20 protein-coding genes and 1 tRNA gene are annotated in these 19,152 nt (G+C 67.0%); 13 read left to right on the forward strand and 8 right to left on the reverse strand.

Annotation, left to right across the window (positions count from 1 at the left end):
* Positions 1-14 precede the first annotated feature (14 nt).
* Positions 15-749, forward strand: a complete 735-nt coding sequence (locus J0A91_RS01200; protein ID WP_069203385.1) for a FadR/GntR family transcriptional regulator — start codon at positions 15-17, stop codon at positions 747-749.
* Between the two features lie 191 nt (positions 750-940).
* A complete protein-coding gene (locus tag J0A91_RS01205; protein ID WP_069203386.1) occupies positions 941-1,153 on the forward strand; it encodes a hypothetical protein in 213 nt (70 codons plus the stop codon).
* 49 nt (positions 1,154-1,202) lie between these two features.
* Here J0A91_RS01205 and J0A91_RS01210 read toward each other — a convergent pair.
* Positions 1,203-1,278: transfer RNA gene (locus J0A91_RS01210), tRNA-Ala, on the reverse strand.
* Between the two features lie 256 nt (positions 1,279-1,534).
* Here J0A91_RS01210 and J0A91_RS01215 point away from each other — a divergent pair.
* Positions 1,535-2,542: a DUF2171 domain-containing protein gene (locus tag J0A91_RS01215; RefSeq protein WP_069203387.1), complete on the forward strand. Its 1,008-nt coding sequence runs from the start codon at positions 1,535-1,537 to the stop codon at positions 2,540-2,542.
* A 111-nt stretch (positions 2,543-2,653) separates the two neighbouring features.
* On the opposite strand, the gene J0A91_RS01220 is transcribed toward J0A91_RS01215, so the two are convergent.
* Entirely contained in the window at positions 2,654-3,436 is a 783-nt protein-coding gene (locus tag J0A91_RS01220; protein ID WP_069203388.1) for an SDR family NAD(P)-dependent oxidoreductase, read from the reverse strand.
* A 115-nt stretch (positions 3,437-3,551) separates the two neighbouring features.
* On the opposite strand from J0A91_RS01220, the gene J0A91_RS01225 reads away from it, so the two are divergent.
* Positions 3,552-5,642, forward strand: coding sequence for a RelA/SpoT family protein (locus J0A91_RS01225; RefSeq protein WP_069206915.1), 2,091 nt, complete (start codon positions 3,552-3,554; stop codon positions 5,640-5,642).
* 216 nt (positions 5,643-5,858) lie between these two features.
* Here the strand turns inward: J0A91_RS01225 and pgi are convergent, their stop codons facing one another.
* A complete protein-coding gene (pgi, locus tag J0A91_RS01230) occupies positions 5,859-7,349 on the reverse strand; it encodes a glucose-6-phosphate isomerase (RefSeq protein ID WP_069203389.1) in 1,491 nt (496 codons plus the stop codon).
* Between the two features lie 107 nt (positions 7,350-7,456).
* Here pgi and lepB point away from each other — a divergent pair, with 107 nt between their 5' ends.
* From lepB to J0A91_RS01250, 4 genes are all read left to right on the forward strand, one after another.
* Positions 7,457-8,317, forward strand: coding sequence for a signal peptidase I (lepB, locus tag J0A91_RS01235; RefSeq protein WP_069206917.1), 861 nt, complete (start codon positions 7,457-7,459; stop codon positions 8,315-8,317).
* Complete coding sequence (gene rnc / locus J0A91_RS01240) at positions 8,272-8,985, forward strand: ribonuclease III (RefSeq protein WP_069206916.1); 714 nt, start codon at positions 8,272-8,274, stop codon at positions 8,983-8,985. The genes lepB and rnc overlap by 46 nt, the downstream gene beginning before the upstream one ends.
* Before the next feature lie 62 nt (positions 8,986-9,047).
* Entirely contained in the window at positions 9,048-9,410 is a 363-nt protein-coding gene (locus J0A91_RS01245; protein WP_069203390.1) for a type II toxin-antitoxin system RelE/ParE family toxin, read from the forward strand.
* Entirely contained in the window at positions 9,407-9,697 is a 291-nt protein-coding gene (locus J0A91_RS01250) for a helix-turn-helix domain-containing protein (RefSeq protein ID WP_069203391.1), read from the forward strand. Before J0A91_RS01245 ends, J0A91_RS01250 begins: the two co-directional genes overlap by 4 nt.
* 31 nt (positions 9,698-9,728) lie before the next feature.
* Here the strand turns inward: J0A91_RS01250 and J0A91_RS01255 are convergent, their stop codons facing one another.
* Positions 9,729-10,736, reverse strand: coding sequence for a glycosyltransferase family 2 protein (locus J0A91_RS01255; RefSeq protein WP_069203392.1), 1,008 nt, complete (start codon positions 10,734-10,736; stop codon positions 9,729-9,731).
* Between the two features lie 141 nt (positions 10,737-10,877).
* Between J0A91_RS01255 and J0A91_RS01260 the strand changes: the two genes are divergently transcribed.
* A complete protein-coding gene (locus J0A91_RS01260; RefSeq protein WP_069203393.1) occupies positions 10,878-11,294 on the forward strand; it encodes a Rieske (2Fe-2S) protein in 417 nt (138 codons plus the stop codon).
* Positions 11,295-11,297: 3 nt separating this feature from the next.
* On the opposite strand, the gene J0A91_RS01265 is transcribed toward J0A91_RS01260, so the two are convergent.
* Positions 11,298-11,735: a hypothetical protein gene (locus J0A91_RS01265; RefSeq protein ID WP_150126788.1), complete on the reverse strand. Its 438-nt coding sequence runs from the start codon at positions 11,733-11,735 to the stop codon at positions 11,298-11,300.
* A 144-nt stretch (positions 11,736-11,879) separates the two neighbouring features.
* Between J0A91_RS01265 and gor the strand changes: the two genes are divergently transcribed.
* The 3 genes from gor to J0A91_RS01280 all read left to right on the forward strand — a co-directional run bounded on the left by gor (position 11,880) and on the right by J0A91_RS01280 (position 16,194).
* A complete protein-coding gene (gene gor / locus J0A91_RS01270) occupies positions 11,880-13,229 on the forward strand; it encodes a glutathione-disulfide reductase (protein ID WP_069203395.1) in 1,350 nt (449 codons plus the stop codon).
* Positions 13,230-13,303: 74 nt separating this feature from the next.
* Complete coding sequence (locus J0A91_RS01275) at positions 13,304-15,337, forward strand: M13 family metallopeptidase (RefSeq protein ID WP_069203396.1); 2,034 nt, start codon at positions 13,304-13,306, stop codon at positions 15,335-15,337.
* Positions 15,338-15,420: 83 nt separating this feature from the next.
* Complete coding sequence (locus J0A91_RS01280; protein ID WP_069203397.1) at positions 15,421-16,194, forward strand: helix-turn-helix domain-containing protein; 774 nt, start codon at positions 15,421-15,423, stop codon at positions 16,192-16,194.
* 42 nt (positions 16,195-16,236) lie between these two features.
* Here J0A91_RS01280 and dprA read toward each other — a convergent pair whose 3' ends face one another.
* The gene (gene dprA / locus J0A91_RS01285) at positions 16,237-17,322 is read right to left on the reverse strand and encodes a DNA-processing protein DprA (RefSeq protein WP_069203398.1); all 1,086 of its coding nucleotides are present in this window, start codon (positions 17,320-17,322) and stop codon (positions 16,237-16,239) included.
* Positions 17,315-17,923, reverse strand: coding sequence for a glycerol-3-phosphate 1-O-acyltransferase PlsY (plsY, locus tag J0A91_RS01290; RefSeq protein WP_069203399.1), 609 nt, complete (start codon positions 17,921-17,923; stop codon positions 17,315-17,317). The genes dprA and plsY overlap by 8 nt, the downstream gene beginning before the upstream one ends.
* 116 nt (positions 17,924-18,039) lie before the next feature.
* On the opposite strand from plsY, the gene murI reads away from it, so the two are divergent.
* Positions 18,040-18,837, forward strand: a complete 798-nt coding sequence (murI, locus tag J0A91_RS01295) for a glutamate racemase (protein WP_069203400.1) — start codon at positions 18,040-18,042, stop codon at positions 18,835-18,837.
* Here murI and J0A91_RS01300 read toward each other — a convergent pair.
* Complete coding sequence (locus tag J0A91_RS01300) at positions 18,834-18,992, reverse strand: hypothetical protein (protein WP_169833063.1); 159 nt, start codon at positions 18,990-18,992, stop codon at positions 18,834-18,836. The genes murI and J0A91_RS01300 overlap by 4 nt on opposite strands.
* Positions 18,993-19,152: the final 160 nt, after the last annotated feature.

The following is a 19,152-nucleotide window of genomic DNA, read 5'->3' on the forward strand; positions in this document are numbered from 1 at the left end:
ATCGGGAGGCGCGCTTGGATCGAGACACGGGTAACGAACCGGGCGCGCCCAAATCGGCGCTCCGCATCCACCAGACGATCGCCCGCGACCTCGGCATCGCCATCCTCAACGGAAGCCACCCGCCCGGCACGTTGTTCGAGGGCGAGATCGAAAGCGCCGGGCGGCTCCACGTCTCGCGCACCGCCTACCGCGAAGCGGTGCGAATCCTCGCCGCCAAAGGGCTGATCGAAAGCCGCCCCAAGGCCGGCACCCGCGTCACGCCGCGCGCGCGCTGGAACCTGCTTGATCCCGATCTGCTCGCCTGGATGTTCAGCGACGAGCCAGATCCCGAATTCGTCCGCGACCTGTTCGAACTGCGCGGCATCATCGAACCCGCCGCCGCCGAACTCGCCGCGCTGCGCCGGACCGACGCGCACCTCGCCGAGCTCGCGGCGGCGCTCGAACAGATGCGCACGCACGGCCTGTCGACCACCGCCGGGCGCGCCGCCGACCAGCGCTTCCACAACGCCATCCTCGCCGCCGCGCACAATGCGGCGCTCGCCAGCCTCGCCGGCTCGGTCGGCGCGGCGGTGAGCTGGACCACCACCTTCAAGCACCGCAAACAGCGCCTGCCGCGCGATCCCATCGCCGATCATGAAGCGGTACTGCTGGCGATCCGGGCCTCGGACGCGGTGCGCGCCCGCGAGACGATGCGCGCGCTGCTGGGGCACGCCCTCGCCGACATGGATTTGGCGCTACCGTCACGCTGAAGGCATTTCGCAGGCCACCAGATGACAAATTTGTAATATATCATAACAAACGCCCGTCTGACCGCCCGACCCATTGGCAAGCGAGCCACTACAGCGTATCCATCCGTTTTGGATGAGTTGAGTCGTGCGGGGGGGCGCGACCAACCGCTTTTTCCCAGTGCCGCGTATCACCGCAATGTAAGGGCTTGGGGTTGGCTTTAATTCTGATTTCGATCGGCGCGGCCTTCGTGATCGCGTTCGTGGCATATGCCGTATACCTGCGCCGTCGCGACGCGGCCGCGCGACGCGCGTGGGAAGCGCATTGCAACGAACAGGCACTCGCCAACAATGCCGCACTCGCCGCACGTCGCGCTGCCATGCGTCCAGAAACCGCAGTCATGAACGACGCTACGGTTGATCCATAAATCCGAAATCGGCCGCAGCGTGCGGCCATGTCATCAGCCGCGTGGCGGCTGGTGGAGCTGAGCGGAATCGAACCGCTGGCCTCTGCAGTGCGATTGCAGCGCTCTCCCATCTGAGCTACAGCCCCGTGCCACACCGTGGATGCGGGAACACGCCTGTAGCCGCCCTTTTCCGGTGATGCAACGCCCGCCAGATCAAATTTTCGCCGTCGGATCGCTGCCCGAACGCTGCGGTGAGCCGCGCCTGTGCTGCGTCGGCGCGTGGCCCGGACCTGCGCTTGCGTTGGAACAATCGCCGCGCTCATCCCTTCTTTGCAGGCAACCGACAGGCAGGCGCCAAGGCCGCCGCCGGTCGCAGCAGGACCGTCTCAGGAGGACGCCATCATGGGTTACGACCGTTATCCCCAGAACAGAAGCGACGACTACAACCACAGCCCCGACCCGGACATCCAGGGCCGCGATTATGGCTCTGGCCGCGACTACACCTATTCCAGCGCGCGCGACTATCAGGCCGCCGGCGCGTTCGACCGTGATCGCGGCGGATATCGCGGCGACTATGATCGCAACCGCGACTATGGCTACGGCAACCGCGAGCAAGGCCGCGAGTTCGGTGGCCGGGACTTCGGCGGGCGCGGCTATCCGCGCGACCGCGGCAATGGCGGCGGCGGCGAATATCGCGGCAGCTATGGCAGCCACGGCCGCCGCTACACCGAAGCGGGCGGGCGCCACGCCGAGACCGGCGGACGCGACTATGGGCGCCAGCCGCAAGGGTATGATTACGACGATCGCGGCTTCTTCGACCGCGCCGGCGACGAGGTCCGCTCGTGGTTCGGCGACGAGGAGGCCGAACGCCGCCGCGAGCTCGATTCGCGCTACGACGATCGCAACGATCATTCGCATCAGGGCGCGTCCTATGGCCGCGATCAGGATTACCACCAGTGGCGCCGCGGCCAGATCGACGCGCTCGACCGCGACTACCACGAATATCGCACCGAAAACCGCTCGAAGTTCGAGAACGAGTTCGGCGCCTGGCGCACCGAGCGCCAGACCCAGCGTGGCGCGCTCTCCAAGGTCGAGGAGCATTTCGAGGTGATCGGGTCGGACGGCCAGCATATCGGCACGGTCGACAAGGTGCGTGGCGACCGCATCATCCTCACCAAGAGCGATGCGAACGCCGGCGGCCATCATCACTCGATCCCGTCGCGCTGGATCGACTCGGTCGATGGCAAGCAGGTCACCGTCCGCAAGACCGCCGAGGAAGCCAAGGCGCACTGGCGCGACGAGGACCGCAATACCGCGTTCTTCAACGAAAGCGGCAATGATCGCGACGCGAACCGCACCGCCTCGACTCAGGACCGGTCGCTCAACCGCAGCTTCTCGGGCACGTACTAAGGGCTATCCCGGCGCGACATCGCGCCGGGCCTGACCCCGAAAGACGGGCGGGTGCCGATCGCGGCGCCCGCCTTTTTCTTGTGCCGCACGCCCCTCCGTTCGTGGAATATCCTACCCCGCCAGCATCTTCTGCACCCGCGCCGAGACGCGCCGCGTCAGCCCGCGCGGCAGCAACCCGACCGATCCCGCCATCGCCGCGTTCATCGCGCCTGACACCTTGATCGCCCGCCCCCGCGCCAGCGCGCGCATGCCATCGCGCACCACCGTCTCGGCATCGGCGGCGTTCTTCTCGAAGAACGCACTTGCGCCCATGCCCGCGATATCCGCGAACTCGGTCCGCGTCGGCCCGGGGCACAGCGCCGTCACGCGCACCCCGCTGGCGCGCACCTCCTCGTGCAGCGCTTCGGAGAAGCTCAGCACGAACGCCTTGGTCGCATAATAGACCGCCATCCCCGGCCCCGGCTGGAACGCGGCGGTGGAGGCGACATTGAGGATGCCGCCACGCCGCATCTTCACCATGCCGGGCAACACCGCATGAGCGAGTTCGACCAGCGCGCGGCAATTGAGATCGATCATTTCCGCCTGCACCGCGCCGTCGCCCTGCACGAATGCGCCGCGAACCCCGAAGCCGGCATTGTTGACGAGCGTGTTCACCGCCAGCCCGCGCGCGGCAATCTCGCGCATCAGCCCGGCGACCGCGCCGCTCGCGGCGAGATCGCACGCGATCACGTTGGCCGACACCCCCGTAGCGCGGATCTTAGCGGCCAGCGCTTCGAGCCGGTCGGCCCGCCGCGCGACCAGGATCACGTCATGCCCTTCCGCCGCCGCACGCTCGGCAAACAGCGCGCCGAGCCCCGCCGAGGCGCCGGTAATCAGCCAGGTATCGCGTGCCATCGCCGTCGTCTCCAGTGTCCCGAAACGTTGCAACAATCACACCATGCCGGAAAAGCCTATCGCGCCGATCAAGATTGTGTTGCCAATCCGCCCGTCACGCCCCCATCTTACCGCCGTGCTACGACAATATGAACTGGTCGATCGCGTCCTGAGCTACGATCCGAACGCCGACGAGGCGTTGCTCAACCGCGCCTATGTTTTCTCGGTGCAGGCGCACGGCACGCAGAAGCGCGCCTCGGGCGATCCGTATTTCAGCCACCCGATCGAGGTGGCGGGCATCCTCACCGACCTGCATCTCGACGACGAGACGATCGCCACCGCGATCCTGCACGACACCGTCGAGGATACCGTCGCCACGCCCGAGCAGATCGAGAAGATCTTCGGACCCGCCGTGGCGCGGCTGGTCGATGGCGTCACCAAACTCTCCAAGATCGAGGCGCAGACCGAGAACGAGCGCGCAGCGGAGAATCTGCGCAAATTCCTGCTCGCGATGTCGGACGATATCCGCGTGCTGCTGGTCAAGCTCGCCGACCGGCTGCACAATATGCGGACGCTGCACTTCATCGCCAAGCCCGAGAAGCGCCGCCGCATCGCGCGCGAGACGATGGACATTTATGCGCCGCTCGCCGAGCGGATCGGCATGTACGAGTTCATGAAGGAGATGCAGACGCTCGCCTTCCAGCAGCTCGAACCCGAAGCGTATGAATCGATCACGCGCCGGCTCGCGCAATTGCAGGAAGGCGGCGGGGACCGCATCGCCAAGATCGGCTCGGGCCTGAAGCTGCTGCTCTCGCGTCACGGCATCGAGGCCGACATCACCGGCCGCGAGAAGCACCCGTATTCGATCTGGAAGAAGACCAACGAACGCGACATCAGCTTCGAGCAGCTCTCCGACATCATGGCGTTCCGCGCGATCGTGCCAAGCGAGGAGGAATGTTACGCGGCGCTCGGCGCGATCCACCGGCGCTGGCCGATGGTGCCGGGGCGGTTCAAGGATTACATCTCGACCCCCAAGCGCAACGGCTACCGTTCGCTCCACACCTCGGTGATCCACGCCGAGAACCGCCGCATCGAAATCCAAATCCGCACCCCCGACATGCACAAGGAGGCCGAACTCGGCCTCGCCGCGCATTGGGCGTACAAGCAGGACAAGGTCCGCCCCGAAACTCAGGTGAGCTGGATTCGCGACCTGATCGAGATCCTCGACAATGCCGACAGCCCCGAGGAGCTGCTCGAACACACCCGCATGGCGATGTATCAGGATCGCATCTTCGCCTTCACCCCCAAAGGCGAGCTTCACCAATTGCCCAAGGGCGCGACGCCGATCGATTTCGCGTATGCGGTCCACACCGATCTCGGCGATCAGGCGGTCGGCGCCAAGATCAACGGCCGCGTCGTCCCGCTGCGCACGCTGATCGAGAATGGCGATCAGGTGCAGATCCTGCGTTCCAAGGCGCAGCATCCTCAGCCCAATTGGATGAACTTCGCGATCACCGGCAAGGCGCGCGCGGCGATCCGCCGCTATCTGCGCCAGAGCGAACGCGACGAAACTCAGGCGCTCGGGCGCAAGCTCTACGACGAGGTCGTCTCACGCCTGCCCGCGCCGATCGGCAGCGACGCGATCACGCTGGCGCTGACCCGCCTCAAGCTTCCCGACGAAGCGGCGCTGATGGAGGCGATCGCGCGCCGCCGCATCCCCGATGCCGACGTGATGGAAGCGCTGATGCCCGGCTCGGTCGAGGCGAGCGGCCAGCGCGAGGTGCCGCCGCAGACCAAGGCGATCTCGATCCGCGGGCTCACCCCGGGCGTGGCGTATGATCTCGCCGAATGCTGCCACCCGATCCCCGGCGACCGCATCGTGGGCCTGCGCCGGCCCGATCAGGGCATCGAGGTCCATGTCATCGATTGCCCGGTGCTGGCGCGCGCTGACGATGCCGATTGGGTCGATCTCGCCTGGGGCGACAAGACCGACGGCGGCACCGCGCGGATCGCGGTTGGGGTCAAGAACGAACCCGGCGCGCTCGGCACGATCGCGACGATCATCGGCGCGCAAAAGGCCAATATCGTCAACATGCGGCTCGACAACCGCGACACGGGTTTGCACACCAACACCTTCGATGTCGAAGTCCACGACACCCAGCATCTGATGCGCCTGATCGCCGCGCTCCGCGCCGCCGATGCTGTGAATGGCGTCGAGCGGGTTTAGCGCATTTAAGAGCTCCGTTCGTCCTGAGTAACTGCCAAGTACCCCGAAGAGCGTATCGAGGTGGTGTATCGAAGGACAGGCCCCGAGCGCCACCTGCCCATCTCGATACGGCGCAAGCGCCTACTCGATCACCACGCAGCACGAACAGGTAGAGGTGATTCCGTCGCGCTTTGAAGCGTAACAAAGGAGGGCGGGCACCGACCCGCCCTCCCGCGATCACCCGAACGCGCGCTTGATGAGATCGGCCGTCGAAACGTCGAACTCTTGCCCGCCGGCATCCGCCGCCTTGGCCATTTCCTTGCCCAGCTCGACGCCGAACTGGTCGAACGAGTTGATGCCGAGCAACACGCCGCTGACGAAGGTGCGATGCTCGTAGAACGCGATCAGCGCGCCGAGCGTGCGTGCGTCGAGCGTATCGAGCAGGATCGTCGAAGACGGCCGATTACCCGAATAGGCACGCGCCTTGTCGGCATTGTCGCGGCCCGCCATCAGCGCGGCGCCTTGCGCGAACGCATTGAGCAACAACTGGCGGTGGTGGTCCTCGCTCAGCGTGTCGCCCGGCTCGATCACCGCGACGAACTCGACCGGCACGAGATGCGTGCCCTGATGGAGCAACTGGAACACCGCATGCTGCGCATCGGTGCCGACACCGCCCCAGGTGATCGGCGCGCTCGGGCGGGTGAGCGGTTCACCGTCGATCGTCACGCCCTTGCCGTTCGATTCCATCTCGAGCTGCTGGAGGTACGACGGCAGCAGCCGCAGCCGCTCGTCATAGGCGAAAGTCGCGCGGGTCTCGCAGTGGCGGACCTGTGCATAATAGAGATCGGCGAAGGCGGCGAGCGCGGGGGCGTTCTGGCCAAGCGCGGTCTGCTTGAAATGGCGGTCCATTTCGGCAGCCCCTTCGAGCAGATCGGCGAAATCGTCCCAGCCGAGCGCGAGCGCTGCCGGAAAGCCGATCGACGACCAGAGCGAATAGCGCCCACCGACCGAGTCGGCGAACGGCAGGATACGAGTCTCGTCCACGCCCCATTCGATCGCCTTGTCGGGATCGGCGGTGAGCGCGACGACGCGGCCGTACACGTCCTCGACACCGCCCTCGGCCATCCATTGCAGCACGCTTTCGGCGTTGAGCATGGTCTCCTTGGTGGTGAAGGTCTTCGAGGCGACGACGAGCAGGGTCGCGGTCGGATCGAACTTGGCGAACACCTCTTCCAGCGCCGCGCCATCGACGTTGGAGACGATCGCGACGTCGTACCGGCCCGACTCGCGCCCGAGCGCATCGACGAGCAGATCCGGCCCAAGCGCCGAGCCACCGATGCCGACATGGAGGATATGCGCAATCGCGCCAAGCGCCTCACCATCGATCGCGTCGATCAGCGCGCGCATGCGGGCGTGGAGCGCCTGCGCCTTGGCGACATCCTCCTCGGCGCCCTCGCCGCGCTCGGCGACATGCGTGACCGAACGGCCTTCGGTGGTGTTGATGACCTTGCCCGCGAACAGCGCCTCGCGCTTGCCGGCGAGATCCTGCGCCTTCGCGAGCGCCTCGAACGCGGCGACGGCATCCTTGGTGAGATGCGTCTTCGACCAGTCGAAATGCAGGCCGGCGATATCGAGGCTGAAGCTGTCGAGCCGCCCCGCATCCGCGGCGAAGAGATCGGTGAGCTTGGTCGCGGGGAGCTGTTCGATCGCAGTCCAGTCGGCAGGCATGGGCACCTCGGTATTTATGGTAGGAACGGTTGGTGAGATCGTCCTAGTCGTGTCCCATTACAACCGCCAGCTTGACGCGCCCGCCCGCCCTGCCCAAAGGCCCGAAAATGTCCGAAACCGACTCCACTCCGGCGCAGACCCCGGCCAAGGCGAAGAAGCCCCGGTCCGAAACGCGCGAGACGCTCACCTTCCTGCTCAAGCTGGCGATCGTCGTGCTGGTGTTCCGCAGCTTCATCTTCGCGCCGTTCAGCATCCCGAGCGAGTCGATGATGCCGCGGTTGCTGATCGGCGACTATCTGTTCATCTCGAAGTGGAACTACGGCTATTCGCGCTGGTCGCTGCCGTGGGGCCTCCCGCCGATTCCGGGGCGGATCTTCGGGCGCGATCCGGCGCGCGGCGACGTGGTCGTGTTCCGTGGGCCTCCGGGCGACGATGTCGATGTCATCAAGCGTGTGATCGGCCTGCCCGGCGACAGCATTCAGGTCCGCCACGGCCAGGTGATCCTCAACGGCGTGCCCGTGCCCAAGCAGCGCGTCGGCGATTTCCTGCTGCCGCTCAGCCCCAATTACGGTACCGACGCCTGCGACAGCCAGTTCCAGGATGTCGACGCCAAGGGCAAGCCGGTGTGCCGCTACATGCAGTTCCGCGAGACGCTGCCGAACGGCAAGAGCTACGACGTGCTCGACAAGGGCGAGATGCCTGACCGCGACGACACCACGGTCTATAACGTCCCCGCCGGCCACGTCTTCGTGATGGGCGACAACCGCGACAACAGCTCCGACAGCCGCTTCCCCGCCCCCGCCGACGCATTGCCCGGCCAGAGCAGCGGCATGGGCTATGTCCCGATGGAGCGGATCGAGGGCAAGGCGGTGGTCGGTTTCTGGTCGACCGATGGCTCGGCCAACTGGTTCCTGCCGTGGACATGGTTCACCGCCGCGCGGTTGAACCGCATCGGGGAAGGCTTTTGAGCGGCGGCGCGCTGACGACATGGCTCACCGAGATCCTCGGCCACACGCCGGTCGATCTCGCTACCTATGAGCGCGCGCTGACTCACGGCAGCCAGGCGGCGGCAAATTACGAGCGGCTCGAATTTCTCGGCGATCGCGTGCTCGGCCTCGTCATGGCCGAGTGGCTGTATGCGCTCTACCCCAAGGAACCCGAAGGCGCGCTGTCGCGGCGGCTCAACACGCTGGTGACGGGGGCCGCCTGCGCCGATGTCGCGCGTGCGCTCGGCGTGCCCGCGCACCTCCGGCTCGGCAAGCAGGCGCGCGACGACGGCGCGACCGACAGCGACAACGTGCTGGGCGACGTGATGGAAGCGCTGATCGGCGCGCTGTATCTGGAAGCCGGGCTGGACGCCGCCCGCAACGCGATCCGCACCGCCTGGGGCGACCGCCCCACGCGCGCGACGGCGGCACCGCAACACCCCAAGTCCGCGCTCCAGGAATGGGCCGCCGCGCACAACCGCAAGGCGCCGAGCTACGACGTGATCGACCGCTCCGGCCCCCACCACGCCCCGCGCTTCACCGTCAAAGCCTCGCTCGGCACCTTTGCCGAGGTGCAGGCCGAGGGCGGATCGAAGCAGGAAGCCGAAACCGCGGCGGCGGCGGCGCTGCTGGCGAAGGTCACTGGGTAGCCCCTTCTTCCGAGATGATGTCTAAGCTTGCGTTTGGGCGTCATTGACGTATATACACATTTATGACGACTCGTCCGATCACGGTCGCCGAGACACAGGCTTTCGTGCGCTCTGCGGAGAGGATCTGGAACGCAGCGGAATTGGCCGAGCTGGTCGATCATGTCGCGCATAATCCGGAGGGAGGCGACCTGATCCCCGGCACCGGCGGCGTGCGCAAGCTACGCTGGGGACGCTCGGGCAGCGGCAAGCGTGGCGGCGCGCGGGTGATCTATTTCTACTACCGGCCCGACTGCCCGCTCTATCTGCTGCTCGCCTATGCCAAGGCGCAGGCGACCGACCTGACACCCGACGAGAAGAGGGCGGTGGCGGCGCTGGCGACGGCGATCAAGACCGCCGCAGACCGGCGACAAGGAGACACACGATGAGCAGCTTTGGCGAAGACCTGATCGCGGCGATGGACGAGGCCCTGGCGCATATCGAGGGCAAGGGCGCGGTCGCGCGCGTCCACACGATCGACGTGCCCGATGTGCGTGCGATCCGCGAGGGACTGGGCCTGTCGCAGCAGGCGTTCGCGACCGCCTACCGGATTCCGCTGGCGACGCTCAAGGGCTGGGAACAGGGGCGCCGCCAGCCCGATGCGACCGCAAGCGCGTATCTTTCGGTCATCGCGCATCTGCCAACGCAGGCACGCGAAGCCTTGCGCACTTCCTAGACTAGCCTCCTCTGGGCGTGGGCGCGTCGCGCTACTCCGCCGCAACCTCACCCGAAACTTCAACCACGGGCACCGCATTGAACCCCAAAGTCGCGCGGCCCTGCACCGGGCCGGCGACGTCCGCCACCAGATACAGCGGCCGCCGCTTCGATTCGACATACAGCCGGCCGAGATACTCGCCGATCATGCCCAGCACGAACATCTGCACCGCGCCGAGCAGCACCACCACCAGCATCGTCGAGGTCCAGCCCGCCACTGCCGAGCCGGTGAAGAAGCCGATCGCGATATAGACGAACAGCAGCAGCGACAGCCCCGTCAGCACCAGCCCGGCATGGCTGGCGAGCCGCAGCGGCGCGGTCGAGAAGCCGGTTACCGCGTCGAGCGCGAGGCGGATCATCTTGCCGAGCGGGTAATTGGTCTCGCCCGCGAACCGCTCGTGCCGGTCATAGGCGAACGGCACCTGGCGGAAGCCGACCCACGCCACCATGCCCCGGATGAAGCGCGCCTGCTCGGGCAACGACAGGAACGCATCGAGCGCGCGCCGGCTCATCAGCCGGAAGTCGCCGGTGTCGAGCGGGATCGCGGTATCGGTGACGCGGTCGAGCAGCCGGTAGAACGCAGCCGCCGTCACCTTCTTGAACAGGGATTCGCCCGCGCGCTTGCGCCGCACCGCGTAGACGACGTCGGCGTTCTGCGCGGTCATCATCGCGCGCATGTCGCTGAGCAGTTCGGGCGGATCTTGCAGATCGGCGTCGATGATGAGGATCTGCTCGCCCGCACACAGGTCCAGCCCGGCGGTGAGCGCGAGCTGGTGGCCGTGGTTGCGCGACAGGTTGATCGCGACGAGATGCGGGTCGGCGGCGGAAAGCTGCTGCATCACCGGCCAGCTATCGTCCTTCGATCCGTCGTTGATGAACAGGATCTCGAAATCCTCGCCCACCGCCGCCCGCGCGGCGGCGGAGACGCGCGCATGGAGCTGACCGAGGCATGCCGCCTCATTGTAGCAGGGGATCACGATCGACAGGGCGGGACGTTGCATGGCGTGTCGCATAGCGCCTTGCCCGCCAGATTCCGATGCCGAAAATTGCCTTACCACGCGACGACTCCCCTTGACCGCCCGCGCGGATAGCATCGCATCGGTTTATAAAGGATAAGGCCGCGCTTTCGCGAAGGACGCCCGATGCCAGCCGAGACCCGCCTCTACGCCACGCCGCCGGGGCTCAAGCTGGCCCCGCTCGCCGACATCGCCGACGGCACGGCACGCGGGTTCCGCTTGCGATTGAAGACCGGCCGGTTCGACGGCTTCGTGGTGCGCAGCGGCGACAGCGTGACCGGCTACGTCGATCTGTGCCCCCACGCCGGCGTACCGCTGGCGGCGCAGCCGGACAGCTATCAGGTCCACACGGTATCGACCGGCCTGCTGGTCGCCTGCACATGGCACGGCGCACTGTTCCGCGCAGAGGACGGCGTCTGCGTGGCCGGGCCATGCGTCAAACAGCAGTTGCAAAGCTGGCCGGTCGAGGTGCGCAACGGCACGATCCTCACCGCGCGGAGCGGGCCGCCGCCGTGGTGGCGGCGGCTGCTCGGGCGGACGTAGGCCTCAATTGGCCGGCGGAACCGCTACCGCACTTGTCTTGTGGAACCGGCAGGCTTCGGTGCCGTCACCGATATGCGTCGGATCGAACACCACATAGGTAACGGGATTGTCCTCGCCGACCACATTGACCTGAACCTTGCCGCCCGCCACCTTGTAGGTGTCGATCGGGGTCGGAATGTCCTGCGCGGCGCTGCCGGTGCGGTGCATCACGCGCATATCCTCGGTGAAGGTCAGCCGGTTGTAGATACAGGCGAGCCCGTCATCCAATTTCCAGTCGCCGATCAGCGGATTGTTGGGATCGGGGTCGATCGGCGATTCGGTGGGATTGGGCGTATCGGTCTGCTCGGCGACTTCCTGCTGGGGGGCGGCGTCGGTCGTCGGCGTGCTCTGCTGGCACGCGGCGAGGGCCAACAGCCCCAACAGGCACGAAATACGGCGCATCGACTGTCTCCTTGAAACGACCCCGCGGCACTATCGACCGCTTCCCCAGGGCGCCCCGGCACCCTACCTAAGCGCTTCGATACAGGAAAGCGGGCACGCGACAATGCGCTTTCGAAGCGATGTCGCGCGGTCTAGGAGCAATGCATGACCGACAGCTATGATTATGATCTCTTCGTCATCGGCGCAGGCTCCGGCGGAACACGCGCCTCGCGCGTCGCCGCCGCCTACGGCGCCAAGGTGGCGGTGGCGGAGGAATATCGCGTCGGCGGCACCTGCGTCATCCGTGGCTGCGTGCCCAAGAAACTGCTCGTCTACGGCGCGCATTTCGCCGAGGATCTCGCCGACGCGCGCCGCTTCGGCTGGAACGTGCCCGATTGCGATTTCGACTGGAAGGTGTTGACCAACAACGTCTTCGAGGAGGTCGACCGGATCAATCAGGCGTACACCTCGACGCTGGCCAACAACAAGGTCGAGATCATCAACGACCGTGCCGTCATCACCGGCCCGCACACCGTCAAGCTCGGCGACGGCCGCGAGCTGACCGCGCGCCGCATCCTCGTCGCGACCGGCGCGACTCCCTCGGTGCCGAGCTGCCCGGGCCACGAACTCGGCATCACCTCGAACGAGGCGTTTCACCTCGATGCGGTGCCCAAGCGCATGGTGATCGCCGGCGCCGGCTATATCGCCAACGAATTCGCCGGCGTGTTCCACCAGCTCGGCGCGCATGTGACGCTCATCAACCGCACCGATGTGATCCTGCGCGGCTATGACGAGCAGGTCCGCGACCGGCTGCTCCAGATTTCGATGATGAAGGGGATCGAGTTCCGCTTCCACGCCGATTTCCGCGGCATCGAGAAACAGGCCGATGGCAGCCTGCTCGTGTCGATGACCGGGCACGACCCGATCGAGACCGATTGCGTGATGTTCGCCACCGGCCGCGACCCCAACACCAAGGGACTTGGACTGGAAAGCGTCGGAATCGAGGTCGACGCCAAGGGCGCGATCCCCGTCAACGATGCGAGCCAGACGGCGTGCGAAAGCATCTACGCGATCGGCGACGTCACCAACCGAGTCCAGCTCACCCCCGTCGCGATCCGCGAAGGTCAGGCGTTCGCCGACACGATCTACGGCGGCACCCCGCGCACGGTCGACTACGACAACATCCCGTCGGCCGTGTTCAGCCATCCGCCGATCGCCAGCGTCGGGCTGACCGAGGGGCAGGCCAAGAACAAGTTCGGATCGGTCAAGGTCTACACCTCGGACTTCCGCCCGATGAAGAACGTCCTCGCCGGCCGCAACGAACGCGCGCTCTACAAGATGGTGTGCGATAGCACGACCGACCGAATCCTCGGCATCCACATGATCGGCCCCGACGCGCCCGAGATCCTCCAGGCGGCGGCGGTGGCGGTGAAGGCCGGCCTCACCAAACAGGCGTTCGACGACACGATCGCGCTCCACCCGACGATGGCCGAGGAACTCGTGCTGCTGCGATAAATGCGGCCGGCCCGGGGATTGCCGCCGGGCCGGCGCACCGCTATCCTCCACTAATACAGTTATTGGGGGATTTCATGCGCTTGTCCGTTCTGCTTCGCACATCGGCGATGCTCGCTCTCGCGGTCGCCGTGCCGACGATCGCGGCGCCCGCCGCCAAAACCGTCTACGGCGATTTCGGCGTCGATCTCACCGCGCGCGACCCCGCCGTGAAGCCGGGCGACGATTTCTGGACCTATGCCAATGGCGGCTGGGACAAAAAGACCGAAATCCCCGCCGACAAGGCCTCGACCGGCGCGTTCGTGCTGCTGCGCGATGCGTCCGAGGCGAACGTCCGCACCATCCTCGACGACATGGCCGCCAACCCAGCCAAATACGGCGCGACCGGCAAGCAGGTCGGCGATTTCTACGCGACGTGGATGGATACCGCCGCCATCGAGGCGAAGGGCGCCGCGCCGCTGAAGCCGTATCTGGACAAGATCGCGGCGGTGCAGGACCGCGCAGGCTTGCAAACGCTGTTCGCGACGGTCGGCTATGCCAGCCCGGTCGAAATCGGCGTGATGCCCGGTCTCGCCGATCCGACGCGCTACACCGCCGCCGCCGGCCAGGGCGGCCTCGGCATGCCGCGCGACAATTACCTGCTCGCGGGCGAGAAGTATGACGCGTTCCGCAAGGCCTACCGCGCCTATATCGAGCAGATGCTCACGCTCGCCGGTATCGGCGACGCGAGCGCCAAGGCCGATGCGATCTTCGCGCTCGAAACCGCGATGGCCAAGGATCAATGGTCGCCGGCGCAGAGCCGCGACATCGCCGCGCTCAACGATCCCGAGGATATCGCCGGGCTGACGAAGAAGGCGCCCGAGTTCGACTGGGCGCTGATGCTGCGCACCGCTGGCGTCGAAAGCTCGCCCACCGTGCTGATGACCCAGAACACCGCGCTCGCCGCGATGGGCAAGATCTTCGTTGCCACCCCGGTCGCGACGTGGAAGGAGTATCTCACCTTCCACTTCGTCAGCGATCACGCCAATTATCTGCCCAAGGCGTTCGACGATGCCCGCTTCGCTTTCTACAACCACACGCTGTCGGGTGTGCCGACGCAGCGCGAGCGCTGGCGGCGCGGTGTCGCGCTGACCAACGACGCGCTCGGCGAGGCGGTCGGCCAGCTTTACGTCGCGCGCTTCTACCCGCCCGCCGCCGAAGCGCAGATGAACGAGCTGATCGAGAATCTGCGCGGCGCCTATCAGGAGCGCATCTCCAAGGCGCCGTGGATGGACACGCCGACCCGCACCGCCGCGCTGGCCAAGCTCGCCGCGTTCGAGCCGCGCATCGGCCACCCGACCAAATATATCGACTACACGAGCTTCAAGGTCGTGCGCGGCGATCTGCTTGGCAATGCGATTCGCTCGGGCGAGTTCGAGCATCAGCTCGAACTGTCGCGCTTCCCCAAGCCGGTCGATCGTACCTTGTGGGAAATGACCCCGCAGACGGTGAACGCCTATTACAACCCGCTGATGAACCAGATCACCTTCCCGGCGGCGATCCTGCAACCCCCGTTCTTCGATCCCAATGCCGATGCGGCGGTCAATTACGGCGCGATCGGCGCGGTGATCGGCCACGAAATGGGCCACGGCTTCGACGATCAGGGCGCCGGCTTCGGCCCGACCGGCAAGTTCGAGAATTGGTGGACGCCCGCAGCCAAGAAGGCTTTCGAGACGCGCACCGCCGCGCTCGCCGGCCAGTATGACGCCTATGAGCCGATCCCCGGCACTCACATCCAGGGCAAGCTCACGCTCGGCGAGAATATCGGCGATCTCGGCGGGATCGAAGCGGCCTATGCGGCGTACCAGCGCTATCAGGCCAAGCACGGCAAGGCCAAGGTGATCGACGGCCTCACCGGCGACCAGCGCTTCTTCCTCGCCTTCGCGCAAGCGTGGCGCGGCAAGACCCGCCCCGACGCGCAGCGCCAGGCCTTGCTCACCGATCCGCACAGCCCGGTCTATTTCCGCGCCAACGGCGTCGTCCGCAACGTCGACGCTTGGTACACCGCGTTCAACGTAAAGCCCGGCGACAAGCTGTATCTGCCGCCCGCAAGCCGCGTCCATATCTGGTAACACTGATCCTCACCCGGCCCTTCCGAAGATACAAATTTTTCGGGGTGGCCGCGGCGGCCGGCCCGCCATAGGTGCCGAGAGGCATGAACACGCCGGAAAAATCAGGGTCTCGCGCGCTCACCGAAAAGGAGAAGCAGACGCTTCGCCTCATCGTGCGCGGTCACGATGCAAAATCGATCGCGCGCAGCCTCGGGCTGTCGGTCCATACGATCAACGAGCGCCTCCGCGATGCTCGACGCAAGATGGAGGTGTCGAGCAGCCGCGAGGCGGCGCGCATTCTGCTGGAGGCCGAAGGCGGCGATGTCGCCTCCCCCACCCCCGATTTGGTTGGGGACGCGCAAATCGGGGCAGACGCGACCAGCCCTCGGGTCGATCAGGAAACCGCGCCGATCGACGGCGCGGGGCAGGCACATCGCCGCCCGGTCCTCCTTGGAGTCCTGCTCATGACGCTCGCTCTCGGCCTCGCCTTGCTTGCCGCACTGCCCCAGGTCGCATCGCCCCCGACGCCCGCCACCGCCGCCGAGGCGCCGGACGCCGAGGTGGTGAACACCGCGCAACACTGGCTCGCCCTGCTCGACGAGTCCCGCTGGGACGAAAGCTATCGCGCAACCGGAGCGTCCTTCCGCAATCAGAATACCCTACAGATGTGGACAGCGGAGTCTGAAAAGGCGCGCGCACAGTTCGGTAAGATGATCTCACGCACCTTCGTCAGTCAGGAAAACCTCCCCGCCCCGCCTGCCGGTTATGAAGTGACCAAGTTCCGCACCCGCTTCGCCAAAAAAGCGGAAGCGCTGGAAACGGTCTCGCTGGTGCGCGAGGATGGCCGCTGGCGTGTGGCCGGCGTGATGATCGAATAGCGAGGCCAGCGGACGGCGGTTCCGGGGACGCCCGGAACCGCCCTACCCGATCAAACTCACCCGCCCGCCGGCATGGCGTTCCAGCCGCGCCGCCAGTTCGAGTTCCAACAGCACCACCTGCACCACCGCCGGCGCCGCGCCCGACTGCCGGATCAGCTCATCCACCGCCACCGGCACCGGCCCCAGCAGCCCGGTAATCACCCGTCGCTCGCTCTCGCTGGCATCCGCCGTGACCGGCGGGTCGAACCGCACCCCGCGCGAGCGCACGCTGCGCGCGTCGATCGGCCGGATCGCCTCGATCACATCCGCCGCCGACTGCACCAGAATCGCGCCCTCTCGGATCAGCCCGTTGCACCCCTGCGCGCGCGGGTCGAGCGGGCTGCCCGGGACCGCCATCACCTCACGCCCCGCTTCCCCCGCCAGCCGCGCGGTGATGAGCGAGCCCGAACGCGGCGCCGCTTCCACCACCAATGTGCCCAGCGACGCGCCCGCTATGATGCGGTTGCGATACGGGAAATGCCGCGCGCGCGGTTCCGTGCCCGGCGGCTGCTCGGCGACGAGCAACCCCTCGCACGCGATCCGCTCCTGCAACGCGGCGTTCTCGGGCGGATAGACCACGTCGATCCCGCCAGCGATCACCCCGACGGTGCCGCCCTCGATCGCGCCGACATGCGCCGCCGTATCCACCCCGCGCGCCAGGCCCGACACGACCGTCACCCCCTCGCGCCCAAGCTCCGCAGCGATCTGCCGCGCGAACCGGCAGGCGGCGGCGGAAGCGTTGCGCGCGCCGACCATCGCTACCGTGTCACGCGCGAGCAGCGCGACATCACCGCGCACCATCAGCGCCGGCGGCGCATCGTCGATCTGCGCGAGCCGTTCGGGATAGTCGGCGTCGTCGATGAACACATGCCGCGCGCCGAGCTTGCGCGCGGCTGCGATCTCGCGCTCCGCCACGGAGACGGTGGCAACCACCGGCGGCCGTCCGCCGCCGCGCGCGGCAAGCTGTGGCAGCGCCTCGATCGCCGCCGCCGCATCGCCGAAGCGCGCGATCAACTGCCGGTAGGTGACGGGGCCGATCGACGCGGTACGGATCAACCGCAGCCGCGCGACCGACGCGGCATCAGCCATGCGCTTTGCTGCCGACCCTCGGCTCGGTGCCGTCGAGCAGCCGCTCGATATTGGCGCGGTGCTTCCACAGCACGAGCAGCGCGCAGGCGATCAGCAGCGGCACATGGTCGAACTTGTCGAAGAACGCCGCCGCGACCGGCGCGCTCACCGCCGCCGTCATCCCCGCCACCGAGGAGATTCGCAACGCGCCGAGCAGCCCCAGCCACACCGCCGCATAGACCAGCCCGACCGGCCAGTGCAGCGCCAGCGCCACGCCGAGCAATGTCGCCACGCCCTTGCCGCCGCGAAAGCGCAGCCACACCGGATAGAGATGCCCGACGAACGCCGCCGCCCCGGCGAGCACGCCCATCCCCGGCGCAATCGCTTCGGCGATCGCCACCGCCGCATAGCCCTTCAGCGCATCGAGGATCAGCGTCGCCGCCGCCAGCCCCTTGCGCCCGGTGCGCAGCACGTTGGTCGCGCCGATATTGCCCGAGCCGATCTGGCGAAGATCGCCAGCACCGAACGCGCGCGTGAGAATCAGCCCGAACGGAATCGAGCCGAGCAGATAGCCGAGCAGCAAGACGCCCGCCGGCGCACCCCAGAGATATTCGGTTGGCATGATGGATCGTTTCGCCCCCAGACGCCTCGCTTCTAGCGAACCCGGGCCTTCCACGCCATTGCTCTTCATCAACCTCGACGATTGTCAAATCCGCGCGCAAAGCTATGCCGCGGGCAATGGTGGATACACGCCCGATCCTGTTCTTCGATTCCGGCGTCGGCGGACTGTCGGTGCTGGCGCCGACCCGCGCGCTGCTCCGCCAAGCGCCGTTCGTCTATGTCGCCGATTCGGCGGGCTTCCCCTATGGCACCAAGACCGAGGCGGAGATCGCCGCGCGCGTGCCGGCATTGCTCGGCCGCCTGGCCGAGCGCTATCGCCCGCGCCTCATCGTCATCGCCTGCAACACCGCCTCGACGATCGCGCTCGGCGCGGTGCGTAGCGCGCTCGATCTGCCGGTGGTCGGCACCGTGCCCGCGATCAAGCCCGCGGCGCAAGCGAGCGTCACCCGCGCGATCGGCGTGCTCGGCACCGATGCCACCGTGCGCCAGCCCTATGTCGATGATCTCGCCGCGCGCTTCGCCGGCGATTGCCTCGTGCTGCGCCACGGCTCCGCCGAGCTGGTCACGCTCGCCGAAGACGCCTTGCGCGGCACGGTAGCGCCGCCCGAACGCTACCGCGCGATCCTCGCCGGCCTGCTCGATCAGCCCGGCGGCGACCGCATCGACACGATCGTCAACGCCTGCACGCATTTTCCTTTGGTCGCGGACCAACTCGCCGCCGCCGCGCCGCGCCCGCTCACCTTCGTCGATGGCTCAGCCGGAATCGCGCGGCGAATCGCGTATCTGACGCGCGATCACGAATGGCCCGAACGCGCCGGGCCCGGCCGGGCCGTTTTCACCGGTGCGGGCGCGGCGGATGATACACTCCGTCCCGCGCTCGCCCGTTTCGGTCTTGCCGAAACCGAGTCGCTTTAGCCGCGCGCATCCCGATCATGGCCGAGCGCGGCATAGCGTTCCGCCAGCTCGGCATGAACGCGCCGCGCCAGCGGATCATCGGATCGCTCCACCACGGCGCGCTCCTGCGCCGCACGTCGCGCGTAATAGCGGGCTTTATCCTGTCCTTCGTTCATGATCCCAGCTCCGTCTCTCGCAAGCACAGCGGCATTCGGGGCAGCGTCGGGCGACGCTCGTGATCTTGGACTTGCGTGCGACTCGATGCGCTGCGATGTTTGCGATCATAGCAGGATCGAACCGACACGGCTTTGATCCAGAACAAGAAGAATCCGGCGA

Source organism: Sphingomonas panacis (assembly GCF_001717955.1).
Classification (GTDB): domain Bacteria; phylum Pseudomonadota; class Alphaproteobacteria; order Sphingomonadales; family Sphingomonadaceae; genus Sphingomonas; species Sphingomonas panacis.

Bases quoted from the DNA above. Each gene is read 5' to 3' on its own strand.
- J0A91_RS01215 (WP_069203387.1), top strand. From the start codon at position 1,535: ATGGGTTACGACCGTTATCCCCAGAACAGAAGCGACGACTACAACCAC.
- J0A91_RS01300 (WP_169833063.1), bottom strand. From the start codon at position 18,992: ATGAACGAAGGACAGGATAAAGCCCGCTATTACGCGCGACGTGCGGCG.
- dprA (WP_069203398.1), bottom strand. From the start codon at position 17,322: ATGGCTGATGCCGCGTCGGTCGCGCGGCTGCGGTTGATCCGTACCGCG.
- rnc (WP_069206916.1), top strand. From the start codon at position 8,272: ATGGTTCACCGCCGCGCGGTTGAACCGCATCGGGGAAGGCTTTTGAGC.
- J0A91_RS01260 (WP_069203393.1), top strand. From the start codon at position 10,878: ATGCCAGCCGAGACCCGCCTCTACGCCACGCCGCCGGGGCTCAAGCTG.
- pgi (WP_069203389.1), bottom strand. From the start codon at position 7,349: ATGCCTGCCGACTGGACTGCGATCGAACAGCTCCCCGCGACCAAGCTC.
- murI (WP_069203400.1), top strand. From the start codon at position 18,040: ATGGTGGATACACGCCCGATCCTGTTCTTCGATTCCGGCGTCGGCGGA.
- J0A91_RS01275 (WP_069203396.1), top strand. From the start codon at position 13,304: ATGCGCTTGTCCGTTCTGCTTCGCACATCGGCGATGCTCGCTCTCGCG.
- J0A91_RS01220 (WP_069203388.1), bottom strand. From the start codon at position 3,436: ATGGCACGCGATACCTGGCTGATTACCGGCGCCTCGGCGGGGCTCGGC.
- J0A91_RS01245 (WP_069203390.1), top strand. From the start codon at position 9,048: ATGACGACTCGTCCGATCACGGTCGCCGAGACACAGGCTTTCGTGCGC.
- J0A91_RS01255 (WP_069203392.1), bottom strand. From the start codon at position 10,736: ATGCAACGTCCCGCCCTGTCGATCGTGATCCCCTGCTACAATGAGGCG.
- J0A91_RS01265 (WP_150126788.1), bottom strand. From the start codon at position 11,735: ATGCGCCGTATTTCGTGCCTGTTGGGGCTGTTGGCCCTCGCCGCGTGC.
- lepB (WP_069206917.1), top strand. From the start codon at position 7,457: ATGTCCGAAACCGACTCCACTCCGGCGCAGACCCCGGCCAAGGCGAAG.
- J0A91_RS01280 (WP_069203397.1), top strand. From the start codon at position 15,421: ATGAACACGCCGGAAAAATCAGGGTCTCGCGCGCTCACCGAAAAGGAG.
- plsY (WP_069203399.1), bottom strand. From the start codon at position 17,923: ATGCCAACCGAATATCTCTGGGGTGCGCCGGCGGGCGTCTTGCTGCTC.
- gor (WP_069203395.1), top strand. From the start codon at position 11,880: ATGACCGACAGCTATGATTATGATCTCTTCGTCATCGGCGCAGGCTCC.
- J0A91_RS01250 (WP_069203391.1), top strand. From the start codon at position 9,407: ATGAGCAGCTTTGGCGAAGACCTGATCGCGGCGATGGACGAGGCCCTG.